The organism is Haloarcula amylolytica JCM 13557 (assembly GCF_000336615.1).
In the GTDB taxonomy this organism is placed as follows: domain Archaea; phylum Halobacteriota; class Halobacteria; order Halobacteriales; family Haloarculaceae; genus Haloarcula; species Haloarcula amylolytica.
Window position 1 is genome coordinate 1 of record NZ_AOLW01000064.1, and the last position, 13,371, is coordinate 13,371.

A 13,371-nucleotide genomic window follows, 5' to 3' on the forward strand; every position below is an offset into this window, starting at 1 on the left:
GTGTTTCTCTGACATAGCTGGTGGTCAAGACGCTCTCTCTGGAACGCCTCTCACCCGGTGGAGGGTCACAAAATAGGGGTGAGTCCGCGTCGTCAGACTGCCAGAGTACGACCGAAGCGCCCGTTCGCTGAAACGGTTAGATGTAGTCCCTCTCAATTTCTAATTAAGCGCTGCTGGTGCTTACCGGCCTCGGACAGCTTCCATTCAGCAGGGAGTACCGGGTATAGGCAGGTGGGCCACCCGGGCGATCATCGACGATGTGCGAGCAGGTCTTCGTCAAGCGAGGTATGCAGTCATGTGGGATCGGCGGCACCTGTCGCAGCGACCAAACGGGTTCTGGCGTGGCGTGGTTGGTCGACTTCCTCGAAGGGGGTGACGAGAGCGCGGAGGTGGTACATCTGGGTACGATGCCGCCGGCATCTCACCACACAACGGACTACTTCTCTCAGTCACCGAAAGAGATACCAACAGTTTGTACACAACGTATACACATGAGTACTATTCGAGTCACCGACGAAGTGAAAGAACGACTGCGTGACCTGAAGCGGGACGACGAAAGCTTCAACGACCTGTTGGACCGCCTTAGCCGAAGCGAGAAAGACGTAGAGGAGATGGCTGGGTTCCTCAGTGAGTTCGATGATGGAAGTCTTGCAGACGATATGCGTGAGACCCACGAGGAACTGAACGAATCGCTGGACCGTCGCAGTGACGAATGATCGTACTGGACAACGACATATTGGTGAAAGTCGGCGGTGCGAACCCTGACCCTGAAGTTGTCAGCCACCTACAGCAGTATCGTAGTGAGGAGTGGACAATCCCGTCGCTCGTCGCCTTCGAGTTCTACCGCTCCTGTAGCAGTCGGTCGGAGATGGAACGCGCACGAACGCGCCTCACGTCGACGTTGGACCGCATCATCGACTTCACCGGGAACACTGCGCTTGAAGCCGCCTATCTCGAAGAACGTCTACAGTCGCAAGATATCTCTCTTGACCCTGTCGACCTCTTGAACCTCGCAACTGCACACACCGAGGGTGGTACCTTTATCACCCACAATAAGAATGATTTCGACACGGAGCCTCTTCTGGAGCTTGCTGACGTAGATATTGTACATACCGCTTAATTGTGCTGGTCTGTATATATCGGATTCACTGGACGGTATGATAGGCTGTGACTGGGGCCAGTTGGCCACCTAGGCGATCACCGACGACGTGCGAGCAGGCATTTGTCGAGCACGGCTACGCGGTCACGGTTCGGGATTGGTAGCTGACGGTACCCGTCGCAGGGACCGAACAGGTTCTGGTGTGTGGTGGGTGGCCGACGCATGGTGGTGAGTACAAGTGGGCGATGGAGCGTGAAGAGTACGATGGCAGCGGGGTAGTGTCCTCCACCGAGTTAGTGAGTAATCCTACGGGATGAAAGAAGATAAATTTGAACGGGAAAATTTATTAATTTAGGAACTTCGTAAAGAAGTATAGATGAAAGCGGTACCGATTCCGGGAGAGATTCTCCGGACAGACGTTTTCATGGGACTGACATTTGATGAGTTAGTCATACTTGGCTCAGTACCGCTTGTAATGGTATTTCCCAGCCTGTTCATAGACCAAATTCCGCTGGTGGCTACTCTGGCGTTGATTGGGGTGTCTCTTCTTGGTGTGATCGCAGTCGTAATCAGAACACCTGAGGGTCAGAAACCACTTGAATGGGCTCCTGCAGCAATTAAGCGACGACTTACACCAAACGAGTATTACCTGAAACCGCGAACGCGTGAACGCGATTCTGTGCCAATCAAGAATCGCGTTCACACAGCGTCGCAAATTCAGTCAGAAACGTGTGAGGAAGATTTTGAATGGGATACATCCGTGTCTGACACGCTCTCCATTCCCTACCAGAATGAGTCGAGTCACACTGGCAATGAGAGCAACTCGGATAGGGACAGCAGGCAGGCATAATTAGCGGCGACAAGACACAATAACACTATGACACCTAAGGAATCAGGTTCCGGAATTGCAGGGGGCGAAGAAACGGCGACTGAGAAATCAGAAGAACGCGGCAGGGACGAGCCAGCTATGAACAATGACACAGAAGTACAGGAGGCAACATCTGAAAAAACCGGATCCGGTTTCGACGGAGTATCGGCGACCACCGACAGTCAGTCTCATCACGAGTCAGGTCGGGCAGATTCACCAGCCAGAGGCTCAAAGGAGAGTCTGACTGAGACCGACAGTTCCGGGGCAGTCGGGGTTGCAGATTCTGCGACAGAAACGAGTGTAATTGCACCACCCCAGCAGACCGATTCGACAGAGCAAGGAGCGTTAGCGATACCAAACTACGCGCAGGATTTGATTGATTTCGAGTTTGTACTCGAATCTAAAGACGACTACCTCCCAACTGGAGTCAATGGTGCCGGGATGATTGTCAAGGATGAGGACGAGTACGTCGGCATTACTGAGGTTCGACCTCGTTCGTGGTCGATACATACGGAAGAAAAGAAGTCCGAAATTATCGAGGCATTCAAATCGAGTTTCCTTGCAACACTCGACTTCCCGATACAGATAGTTGCCTATCCAACAAAGTTCGATATTTCCGATCACGTTGACCGGCTCAATGATGTTATCTCTGAGGACCGGAATCGACCAACTGATAGCAAACTGGTAAATTTGGGTCGTCAGCTGTATCCGAATTGGCTTGAGCGTTTTATTCTCGATAACGATATGAAACAGCGACGATTCTACATCGTGATTCCAATATCGGCCGAACAAATAAACCAATTCCAGAACGCTGACTCTGGATTACTGGATACAGCCGCTGATAAGTTCGGTCCATTGGCACCAATAGCCGACTTCTTCGGCAGTTCAGACAACAGAAATATCAGTAAGCAACAATGCCTTCGGGAGCTTGATACGCGTCTAAATAGAGTTGAGCGAGCGCTCCAGCGGTTCGATGTACAGACTGAGCGTCTAGATGACCGTGACCAAGTCATGAGCGTGCTATACCACTATTACAACAACGAACAACCCCTTAATGACGTATTCCTGAATGGTCCGTATTCTGTTGAGTCTGGGGACGAGCAGACACTGACTGCCTACATGGAGGACTGAATTTCCTATGCAACACCTGATAATGTTCCAGACTGGCGGCATCGCGTCAATGACGAAATCCGTGTATGCACTGTTCGGGTTCGAGTGGGTGGTCAACACGTATGGCGTCTGGCCATCTTTCGGATTGCTGTTTGGCGGGGCTATGATACTTGGGGCAGCTGGAATCGCTATTTCAGAGGTTCTATCTCAGGATGGAAGACAATCGGCAACAGCAGGCACCACGCTTTCCTCAATGCTGGGTTCCAACGGCTCCAAGACCTCAGTCGATACTGCCGACGACGACGTAGTGACTGAGGCCGCACGCCGGCTACAACAGTCAGACGAAACGATTACTCAAGAAAAGCTGTCACATTATATTGAAAATGTCAAACGAGATCAAAACAGCGATCAAAACGGACGGACGGGGGTAATCAATGATCCTATTGAGCGCTCTGAATCGGCCGGATTGGCTGTGTCTCCTGAGCGAATAATCGAATCAAAGAGTTATATCAAACGGCTCGGAGACCAAGGAGCTGAAAAGTACGCTCGATCACTTATCATCGCTGATTACCCGAGTCGTGTGGCCCCCGGCTGGCTGGATAAGCTGTTCACCAACGGGCTGTCAGTCAATGGAACCGAGCTCCGCTTGTCCTATCACATTTTTCCCCGCGACTCTGACAAGATGCAACAGAAACTCAATGTTCGGGCAACGCGGCTTACCTCGCAGATCCGGCGGAAGAAGAGCGACGGGAAGCTCAACACCATCGAAGAAGAGAACCAGTTGCAACACGTTGAACGTCTCCGAGAGGGGCTAACAGAGGGGTCGACGAAGCTATTCGACTTCGGGGTGTATTTCGAGATTTTGGCTGACAACGAGGACACCCTCAACGAAGGCACACAGGAACTCAAGCAGATTCTCTCACAAGTGAACGCAAAGGTGACGACACTCTACGACCGGCAGCTACAGGCACAACAGTCGATGGCGCCATTAGCAAATGATCAGATCCGGAACACGCAGATCATGGATCTTGATGCATTGGGTACTGCGTTCCCCTTTACCGATAGGTCAGTCGTGGAATCGACCGGTGTCCTGATGGGGTTCCATATGTCAACAAACGCACCAATTGTTGTTGACCGGTTCGAACAGTCGGGGCATAATATGTTAATTTCTGGGAAAATTGGGTCTGGAAAGTCATATCTGGCCAAGCTTACTCTGTGGCGGCGCCTGATGATGGATCCGGAGACAGAAGTCCTGATTATTGACCCCGTCGGTGGTTTCAGTGATGTTGTCGAAGCTGTGGACGGCCAGCGTGTGACCATCGACGGGCGGTCACGAATCAACCCTCTCGATATCAAACAAGTCGACAATATTGATGACGTTGAAGGGGACCCATACGACGACAAAATCCGGAGTGTAATGGGATTGTTCGAGTCACACTTCCAGGGAAAACGAGAGCTCAGTAAAGAAGAAGAGGGCGTGCTCCGCCGTGCAATCCGCTACGCATACCTTGAGCGAGGGATTACCAAAGACGTTAGTACGCACAACCAGCAAAGCCCTGTAATTCAGGACGTGTTAGACGTTCTTGCACGAATGGCAAATGGTTCACCACCCAGTGAGTTCCTCAACGTGCCAGAAACCGTTCAGTCAGAGATTACGACAATCAATACCGAAACCAGTATCGAGGACCGCGAACAAGCTGAACGGCTCGCAGACTATGCTCAAAGTGTTCTCCTTGGGTTGGAGGAGTTTAAAAAGGGAGGACAGCGGGCAAATCTCAATGGAGACACAAACGTTCATCTGCAGGACCGGGTTGTTCAGTTTGACCTTTCGAGTGTTGCTGATGGGTCAAACGAAGGGCTGATTATGCATATCGTGCTCGACTGGCTCTTCCAGCGGGCAAAGGCCAATACTGGAAAGATGGTCGTGATGATCGACGAGGCGCACTATATGCTCGGTCACGAACAGGCGCTGGACATGCTGAACCTGTTTTCTCGGCACAGTCGCCATTACGGAAGTGGTCTGACGCTTATCAGTCAAACTGTCGACGAGTTCATGACTGATCCGAAGGCCAAAGAGATCTACGACCAGTGTGACATTCGAGCACTGATGCGACACCAAGACATCGGCGAGGAGGCCATTGATGCCCTTGACTTGACACCGCGCGAACGGGACTTCGTGCTGCAAGCTCAAGCCGGGAACTCGGCGGACTACTCTGAGTCGCTTCTTTCCGTGTCTGATGCCGGGAAAATGCGAATGCGGGTGATGTCGAATGACTTCGAGCACCACGTCATAGATGGTGATATGAACGTGTGGGCTTTCTTGTACGATAACGATCTTATTGACTGGGGAGATATTCCGGACCACGAAGAGCAGGCAGTCGAGCAGATTCTCAATATGAACGCTTCCAGCGCTCTATCCTGACAATAATAGCGATGGCCCCTCGTCGATATACAGGCTTGGAACGGAGTAATTCCGAGAGTTCAAGCAACGCTTATCACATTCATTCTTTCACCGGTGACTCCTTCTTATAGCGGATGGCAGCCAGCACATACCCACGGAGGCATTGTCTGGCCCCGATAGTCCAGTGGTATGGTCTTCGTTGGTGGCGACCCTTTCTCGGTGAAAGTGTGATATCTCCGACGAAGTATTGTTGTCCCCCGACTGCCTATACAGTAGCGCTCTTCAGCAAACTCCGAGTTTGTCAGTTTGTTTCACGCGTATATCGAATGATAGCTTCTTCAGCAGATCCCACTGCTGTATTGAAGCGCCCTCTGAGCTAGGGTGGAATGATACCAGATTTGAAGCAACAAGCCTCAGCCGCTCACACGGCGATCTGAGCAGTTCTTTCCGAGCCAAGCGCCACTATCCACTGGAGCAGATCTCACCGAACACCGTATAATTGTCTGTGCAGTCGGGTTGTCACATGAACTGACGGTAAATGAATATACACGCAACCCCTTTCAGTCGTGTTCGAACTGAACGAGTAATGATCTGAGACAACTCACTCGAAGAAGCCAAAGTGCCGGATGTAACCGTACAAGAACAAAATCGGTGCTATCAATGCTAGTGTCAGCACAAGTGAATGGAGGCGAGATAATAATATAACGTCAGGAATGAATGTACGCTCTGCTGATGACTTGTCATAGAATGCCCCGTTCGAGATTGATTGAAAGTCGTCGTGGTCTACAGTGGCCTGAACATAGGCGTTTACACGAGTGGCCACCACATTTCCGTTTGCATCTGTTACAGCATTACCTGAGGCAGTAGGTGACTTCGGAACTGCCCCTTGAAGGTTCACTTTACGGCCTGAAATAGGCTGGCCTGTCTTTGGGTCCTCAACATGTATCTGTAACGACTTCCCGGAGTTGACTTGCCGTATGGTCACACTGGGTTTGCGCCGCTCCACTCGCGTATCAACATCGACGGGTACCGGTTGTCCATGGATGGTAACTAAGTCTGTCACAGGCTGTTTCGCATCGGTGATAACAATGCGTTCGTATGCAACTGGCTGTCTTGGCGTGATTTTCACGTTAGCTTGGAGCGATTGTGAAACGTCGACATTGTACCCCTGATGTCCGATAACCTGAATCTTATCGGAGTTAGATCCCACTGCTGTCACTGTCGGTTTTCTGTCCATCCCAACCAGCCGCGTCTGTGGAACGTGCGGCGGACTCGGGTCAGTCGAAACGTCACCATCTGGCTCATATAACGTCACTGAATCATACTGTCGTGTTGAATACGTCCGCCATGTGCCATCTACTGAATGGTCGGAGCCCATCGCCAGATAGCTCCAGAGTTTCCGGTCTTCGAGTTTCGATTGAGATACAGTTCGTCCGTTCCGTGGTCCCTGTATCTCAAGAATCAGATGTTTGGTATTACCTTCGGTTTCAACAACGGTCTGTTCCACATCAATATCTCCCGCGTCTGTCACAACCACTTCTTGACTATCACTAACCTGGATTCGATCAAACCGGTACCTATCATCAACCCTCTGTGATTGCTCCCAGCTTCCGTCAGATGGACCACCGCCATATCTACCGTGTGGGTCCCAGTCGTATTTTTCTGTTATGCGCTCAACTCTGACTGTGATTTCGGCGTGAACAGTGAGTTGCTGGGGCGAGTTCGACGAGAGTCCACTGTAAGAGATCGTATCTCCCCCAGAGATACGCTTACCATCGACAGTAACCCAGCGATCCATCTTCGTGTGCAGTTCATACTTTTTGCACGTCTGGGAGCCATCGAGGTAGACTTCCTCGTCTCTCCCGTCTTTGTCAACATCCCAGTCAGCAGTATCGTAATTTTTGCCCGAACACCAGTCGTCTTTCGGAATGTCTTCTGGGACGCGATAATCAGCGTGGTTTAGGACTGTGCCGTCGGCGCCAATGAACATCGGTGACGAGCCAGAACTGAACTGAGGTTGTGCACCACCGTAGATCCCAAGTAGCGTTACGTGTGCATTTTTTATCAGTGCAGTGTTCCGTTGATCCGATTGTGGCATGGTCCGTGAGTGACGCACGTTGGTGTCTAGTCGAGATAAACTATTACGTTGATACTCATGCAGCTTGGTGTCGCTAATTTCGTACTGTGGCTTACTTGTCCGAAACGTAAGATCGCCAATCTTCGCAAATGTCTTCCCACCATCACTCAGGTCACCGGACACTGAATCTGGATCTTTATCGATATCCCCCGAGAGAAACACCCGCTCTTCCGCCCCTGATAGCGTCCCCTGTGCGGGTAACGACAGGGCGAAAATCACCAAAAGGATGAGCCCTGTGGTCTGTGCGAATCGATGCATGATGTTGAAACCGATGTGGCCGCTGATTCACACCTAAATGAGGGCGTTCAACAACTGCACCGCCGTCACCACAGCGGTGGCCCCAGCGACGCCAATGAAGGAGTTTCGGATTCGCTTCCGGCCTTTGTCGCTCTGTTCGCTGTCAGTGCCCGCTGTCATGTACTGGAACACACCGAAGGCGCCGTTCGGAATTGCCACCGCACTGATGACAATCGCGAGGAAATCGCCGACCTGATTCATCTGATCTTTGAGTTGTTGTTGCTGTGCGGGCTGTGCTGCGGCGGGACTTGCGAAGACGGTAAGAAGCACGAAGGTCAGAACCATGACCTTGCATATTTGTTTAATGTCAATCCTCTCCATTCCAGCTCTCCACTGTGCCATATTATCCAGATAGATCTTCTATAAAATAAGTCTAATGATTTCTTAGACTATTTGGAATATATCAACATATATTAGAGATCTTAGTTTAATTTTGCCGCCTCAGTCGGGCATTCGGCAGTACGTTCCAGAGTATAGTTGGCCGCTTCACCAAAGGTGGCAACCTCGACGACTCTAATGCCTTCTACATTTACCGCTTGCCCCTGCGGAACCGCAAATACAGTAACACCACGTTCTTTTGCTGCAATGGCCTTCTCACGCACGCGTTTTACTTCAACGACTGTTCCAGACCGCGTCAAACCACCGGTCATTGCGACGCTTCTGTTCAATTCAATACAAGGGTTTGTTGCGGCAAATCCAGATGCCAACGAAAGTGCAGCGCTCCCACCGCCAACAGTATCCCAGCTCTCTGGGGGGTTGATCCGGATGACAGTTCCATCATATGGTGGTGGATACTGACTCGCATTGGCTACTGACCAGGCACGCGCGATGGAGCGTTGAACCGTAGCAGTATGTGCGACCGGCGACACATCGAGATAGATACCGCTTGCTGGGATAGCTTCTATCTCCGCTGGCACGACTGTTGCTTTGCCTTTGCCCGTGTTGTACGCATACAATGATGACGTGGCAGATGTCGCACCGCTGCGTGATTGGTTCGCACCTGCAAAGACGGCTATAGACGCTTGCTCCTGTTCAACAGTCTCAACACGATTTTCAAGCGAACCAGCCCGGTTATTGACTGCACCTGTCCAGCTCAGATTTAGAATGACTATGGCAATCAGCAACAAGATGAGTGTACGCTCCGTATTCACGGGACAGTCCTCTATATGTACGAAGTAATAGCTAGAATATAATAACCTTTAGGTTAGTGGAATAAATATCTAAATACACGAGTAGAACATTTGAAATGCCGCCTGACAGGAGCGAAAAAAGGCCGAAGCCGACAATAAAGCAGGCTGCTGTGACTCATGCAGTGGTGCCTGCATCGTTGCTCCTTCAAATTGACTTCCCGGGCATCCCTGACCTGTACCAACTATTCAAAAACGGAATCGAATGGTTTCTTACGAACGTCGTTTCGGGGCTTCTAGATGCCCTTTCAGCGATATTTTCTCTCGGTTATGAGATGTTCCTTTTCTACCCGAATCCGGCGGACGTTAGCATATTGAATACACTCTGGGAAATCTCATTCAGTGCATACGTAGCAGTGGCTGGCCTGTCGTTTCTATACATCCTGCTGATGGCACAGTATTTCCCGGGAACGGATTCGGCTGACCTACAGCTACATCTCGAAAAAGTGACAAAGTACTTTGCAGTGATTTTCATCTCACGCGAGTTAATAGCGTTTTTTGTTGCCTTCACGCACACACTCACTGGGCTGTATTATCAAACATCGTATGATCTCAGTATTGGCGTAACAATTACCCGGGCTGTAATGGATGATGTCGGCCTGTACGTCGGCTACAACTGGGGAGTACTTGCTGTGGGTCTTATGCTCATCGCCGGGCTCGGCCTGATACTGATACTTGTTCTGCGTATGTTAATTATCTACGTGACATACGCGTTGCTCCCGCTCTTACTCGCATTCAAGCTCGTGAACGTCGGGCCATGGAAGCGTGTCAATGTTATGGGTGAGAAATTCATCAAAGTGAGCGCGAAGTTAATGCTGTTTGGAGTATTGGTAACAGCGTTAATCTGGTCAAGTACACTGCTGACTGATTTCAGCACGTACGATAGTGCCTCCAGCGGAACGTTTGCCGGCGGGGCCACGGTTGATGACTCTCTGCCTGATGGTAGGTTTTCGACGCACGGACAACTTGCACAGTATATTCAGGACTTCTTTTTGCTCATCACACCCTTGCTGATGATCGACTTCGTTGGGTTCAAACTAATCATGGATCTGTTATGACGGGACCCTGTCCAGCCGACGCGTATCGACAATTCTGTAACGGAGGAAACCAATGAGTCTCGCGTTTCGAATCCAGTCTGTGCGAGAACACACGCAGTTGCTTCTCACTGTCGGCCCCGACGCTACCGGACGGCCGGCCCCACTCGCTCTCGTCGGTCTCAGGGATCCCTTTCGAGACTTCGCCAATAGCGTATTCGCTGCCGTATTCGATCTCATCGTGAAGTTATTCGCAGATATCATAGATGAGTTCCTCCGCATCAGTCCTGCGCACCTCCAGCAGTTGGAATCCATATATCAGATCAGCGTTACTATACATTTCGCACTGCTTTTAGTGTATGCAGTATCGGTCTTTGGGTCGTTCCAGCTGTTCCCCAGCACAGAGAAGACGGATCCCTATCGGTTCGGTGTTCGCGCTCTCGCTGCAACGACATCAATCTGGATTGTAAATCCACCGGGAGGGGGCGCGAATCTCTTTGGGAAGGGTGCATTTGCGTGGGCCTTTGTGGTCACGAATAATCTCTCCACATGGTATCTCAGTCAAGTTGGCACGTCTATCTCCTTCCAGAGTAGCACAATCGCTGGTGCGCTGAGCGGGCCATTTATGTTGCTTGCAGTAGGTATCCTCATCGGCAAGGTCATACTTCTCGCTGAGATCATTTTGCTGGTCCTGCTCGTGGCACGGCAGGTGTTAGTTCTAGTCACATATGGGTTGTACCCGGTCCTCATCCTCCTCTGGGTTGTCGACCACGGGCCACTGAAATACGGGAATAAGCTCGCGTCGAAGATGTTCAAGACTGCAGTAATGCTGTTGGCTGGTGGTGTCCTCATAGCGGCCGTATTTACCGTCGGACTCGGTCTCATCGGTGGGAGTAGTCAGATATTCGCCGGTGGGACGCCACCGACCCAGCCAACAGCGCAGGGACCACCAGTCCAGGGCGGTGTGTTCGCTAGCTCAGGTGGTGGTGATGTACTGCTGAATTTCCTCATCAAGGCCGTCATCATCATCGGGATTCTCGTCCTCCCGACCCTGATGCTGACACAGATGTTGGGCGCCGTCGGAACTGCTGTTACAGGCATTGCACAGGCTGGTGCCGCGGTTGCAACAAGTGGTGCAAGTGCTGCCGCATCAGTCGCTGGACAGGGCGGGAAGATGGTGGCAAAGAAAGGTGTCAAGAAGGGCGTCAAAGCGACTGCAAAGAAGAGCATGAAACAGGCCAAAAAGGGCGTCAAAAAGCGTGCAAAAAACGGCTTCAAGCCGGGTGGAAAAGCTGGAAAGTCAGGCACGGGTCGGTCTTCCAGTACGATGTCGCCTAACGCACAATCACTGACGGATGTCTCGACAGCACAATCCGCGCAACAGGCTGAACCGGATGATTCCGAGGCGGATAGTGAAACGGGCTCGCGACCACAGCGAGGGCCGTCCGATTGACCGTATTATTTCGTATCCAGATAGAAAATATTAATATGAGAAGGAGAAAAGGTGAATTAGATGGCGGAGTCGGGGCCAGAGCGTCTGGAGATGGAGTCAACGTACGGCCAGGTGCTGGCTGTACCATTCGTAGCTCCGCTGCTGGTCGTTGACGTCGGGCTTGAGAGCCTCATCCAGTGGATTAATGAGCAACTGTTCAACGCAGTGTTCGAACTCATTGAGATCCTGTTTTCAAGCGTTCTCTCCGAGATGCTGAAGCTGGAACCGTCGATGCTTGATCAGTTCCAGAGTATGTGGGACCTCTCGATGGTGATTTACTTCTCGTTGTTGACTATTTTCGGCCTGTCCTATCTGGGACTGTTCCAGTTGTTCCCGGACAACGAGAAGATGGACCCGTACCGGTTCATGTCACGCGCGCTGGCAGCGACGCTCTCGCTGTTCATCGTCAATCCGCCTGGATCTGGCACACTGTTCAGTCGCGGGGCCTTCGCGTGGGCGTTCTCGATATCCAACGCGAGCATCGATCTGTTCCTCAAAGGCGTCAATCTGAACGCTAGCTTGCCAAGCAATCCCGTCGCACAGACCTCCGTAGGGTCGTTCGTGATGTTGCTGTACGGAATCGGGATTTTGCTCGTCGTGGTGCTCTCTCAGATTGTGCTGTTCGTCGTTCTGGTCGCCCGGCAGGTCCTGGTGTATCTCACCTACGGGCTGTTCCCGCTGTTAATCATCTTCTGGGTGGCTGACGTCGGGCCGCTCAAGTACGCCAAAGAACTCGCTGAGCAACTGTTCAAGGCCACGGGAATGTTGATTCCGGGCGGGATACTCGTTGCCGGGATCTTCGCTGTCGGCACGAAGTTCACCACCAGAACGCTCTCGACGTTCAGTGGCGGTGGCACGGGCGGAACGACGACGGCTGTCTTCGCCAGCGGGCCGAACCCACTGATTCAGATGGCAATGCCGGCCATGGCAATCGCTGCGATGTGCCTGCTAAGCAACGTGCAGCTCTTCATGATGTTTGCCGGCTCCCTCGGCGGTGCTGCAGGGGCCGCTGCCGGTAAAGTGTCAAAAGGCCTGTCCGCAGGCAAAAACAAAGTTACCGGTGCAGTCGGCATCGGCGGCACCGGCGGAACCGGTGGTTCAGGCCCGACGCCACCGTCTCAAACGGGCGTTGTCGCATCGACTGTCCCGATGGAGAGCGGTTCTACCGACTCCCAGTCAGGGTCGTCCGTGACCGACACCACGGCACAGGACCTCTCAGCCACGTCGGCAGTGGCTCCGGAGGGCGGCGGTACTGATNGTCAGGGTCGTCCGTGACCGACACCACGGCACAGGACCTCTCAGCCACGTCGGCAGTGGCTCCGGAGGGCGGCGGTACTGATTCGCAGTTCAGGACTGAGACTACTCAGCCAGAGAATCCATCTCAAACCAGTGGGTCATACAAGATGGCACCAGTGTCGGAAATGAAATCGGGGAGTTCTGGTGGAGGCGCAGACGACAGTGGGCAAGCGTCACCGCCAGACCTCACAGAAATGGATGCCGACACNGGAGTTCTGGTGGAGGCGCAGACGACAGTGGGCAAGCGTCACCGCCAGACCTCACAGAAATGGATGCCGACACCGACCCAGAGCAACTCGGCACGGCTTTCGAAAACGCTACTGCCGAAGAGCGAGGGGAGTTCCTCCAGCAGAACATGCAACAGGATTCAATGGGGTCGGGCCGCAAACTCCTCGGGAAGATGATGGGGCCAGCTGGCGGCGCGGTGGCCGGTGCCGCCGTCACCGCACT

The 13,371-nt window shown here is 52.2% G+C and carries 11 protein-coding genes; 8 read left to right on the forward strand and 3 right to left on the reverse strand.

The genetic code is table 11. From position 1 onward, the window contains the following. The first annotated feature begins 491 nt into the window (after positions 1-491). The 5 genes from C442_RS19770 to C442_RS19790 all read left to right on the forward strand — a co-directional run bounded on the left by C442_RS19770 (position 492) and on the right by C442_RS19790 (position 5,499). Positions 492-716: a DUF7557 family protein gene (locus C442_RS19770; RefSeq protein ID WP_004966782.1), complete on the forward strand. Its 225-nt coding sequence runs from the start codon at positions 492-494 to the stop codon at positions 714-716. Further along, positions 713-1,120 carry a type II toxin-antitoxin system VapC family toxin gene (locus C442_RS19775; RefSeq protein WP_008313606.1) on the forward strand — a complete coding sequence of 136 codons (408 nt, stop codon included), beginning with the start codon at positions 713-715 and terminating at the stop codon, positions 1,118-1,120. Before C442_RS19770 ends, C442_RS19775 begins: the two co-directional genes overlap by 4 nt. A gap of 355 nt (positions 1,121-1,475) precedes the next feature. Next, complete coding sequence (locus C442_RS19780; protein ID WP_049943128.1) at positions 1,476-1,949, forward strand: PrgI family protein; 474 nt, start codon at positions 1,476-1,478, stop codon at positions 1,947-1,949. A gap of 27 nt (positions 1,950-1,976) precedes the next feature. Continuing rightward, the gene (locus C442_RS19785) at positions 1,977-3,098 is read left to right on the forward strand and encodes a hypothetical protein (RefSeq protein ID WP_049943129.1); all 1,122 of its coding nucleotides are present in this window, start codon (positions 1,977-1,979) and stop codon (positions 3,096-3,098) included. A 7-nt stretch (positions 3,099-3,105) separates the two neighbouring features. Continuing rightward, positions 3,106-5,499, forward strand: coding sequence for a VirB4 family type IV secretion system protein (locus tag C442_RS19790; RefSeq protein WP_008313609.1), 2,394 nt, complete (start codon positions 3,106-3,108; stop codon positions 5,497-5,499). 580 nt (positions 5,500-6,079) lie between these two features. Here the strand turns inward: C442_RS19790 and C442_RS21705 are convergent. The 3 genes from C442_RS21705 to C442_RS21220 all read right to left on the reverse strand — a co-directional run bounded on the left by C442_RS21705 (position 6,080) and on the right by C442_RS21220 (position 9,063). After that, positions 6,080-7,468 (reverse strand): Ig-like domain-containing protein, encoded by a 1,389-nt coding sequence (locus tag C442_RS21705; protein ID WP_152418506.1) that lies wholly within the window; start codon positions 7,466-7,468, stop codon positions 6,080-6,082. 438 nt (positions 7,469-7,906) lie between these two features. Next, the gene (locus C442_RS22490; protein ID WP_191906084.1) at positions 7,907-8,254 is read right to left on the reverse strand and encodes a hypothetical protein; all 348 of its coding nucleotides are present in this window, start codon (positions 8,252-8,254) and stop codon (positions 7,907-7,909) included. Between the two features lie 80 nt (positions 8,255-8,334). Continuing rightward, the gene (locus C442_RS21220; protein WP_008313615.1) at positions 8,335-9,063 is read right to left on the reverse strand and encodes a S16 family serine protease; all 729 of its coding nucleotides are present in this window, start codon (positions 9,061-9,063) and stop codon (positions 8,335-8,337) included. 95 nt (positions 9,064-9,158) lie between these two features. Between C442_RS21220 and C442_RS19805 the strand changes: the two genes are divergently transcribed. The 3 genes from C442_RS19805 to C442_RS19820 form a co-directional block, all read left to right on the forward strand. Further along, the gene (locus C442_RS19805) at positions 9,159-10,157 is read left to right on the forward strand and encodes a hypothetical protein (RefSeq protein ID WP_008313617.1); all 999 of its coding nucleotides are present in this window, start codon (positions 9,159-9,161) and stop codon (positions 10,155-10,157) included. A gap of 52 nt (positions 10,158-10,209) precedes the next feature. Then, the gene (locus C442_RS19810) at positions 10,210-11,586 is read left to right on the forward strand and encodes a hypothetical protein (protein ID WP_008313619.1); all 1,377 of its coding nucleotides are present in this window, start codon (positions 10,210-10,212) and stop codon (positions 11,584-11,586) included. Between the two features lie 1,603 nt (positions 11,587-13,189). Next, a partial coding sequence (locus C442_RS19820) for a hypothetical protein (protein ID WP_008313623.1) occupies positions 13,190-13,371 on the forward strand: 182 nt, incomplete at its 3' end.

Excerpts from the sequence above, each read along its gene's own strand:
- C442_RS21705 (WP_152418506.1), bottom strand. The coding sequence starts at position 7,468 with ATGTTCATTGGCGCCGACGGCACAGTCCTAAACCACGCTGATTATCGC.
- C442_RS19810 (WP_008313619.1), top strand. The coding sequence starts at position 10,210 with ATGAGTCTCGCGTTTCGAATCCAGTCTGTGCGAGAACACACGCAGTTG.
- C442_RS19785 (WP_049943129.1), top strand. The coding sequence starts at position 1,977 with ATGACACCTAAGGAATCAGGTTCCGGAATTGCAGGGGGCGAAGAAACG.
- C442_RS22490 (WP_191906084.1), bottom strand. The coding sequence starts at position 8,254 with ATGGCACAGTGGAGAGCTGGAATGGAGAGGATTGACATTAAACAAATA.
- C442_RS19780 (WP_049943128.1), top strand. The coding sequence starts at position 1,476 with ATGAAAGCGGTACCGATTCCGGGAGAGATTCTCCGGACAGACGTTTTC.
- C442_RS19790 (WP_008313609.1), top strand. The coding sequence starts at position 3,106 with ATGCAACACCTGATAATGTTCCAGACTGGCGGCATCGCGTCAATGACG.
- C442_RS19775 (WP_008313606.1), top strand. The coding sequence starts at position 713 with ATGATCGTACTGGACAACGACATATTGGTGAAAGTCGGCGGTGCGAAC.
- C442_RS19805 (WP_008313617.1), top strand. The coding sequence starts at position 9,159 with ATGCCGCCTGACAGGAGCGAAAAAAGGCCGAAGCCGACAATAAAGCAG.
- C442_RS19770 (WP_004966782.1), top strand. The coding sequence starts at position 492 with ATGAGTACTATTCGAGTCACCGACGAAGTGAAAGAACGACTGCGTGAC.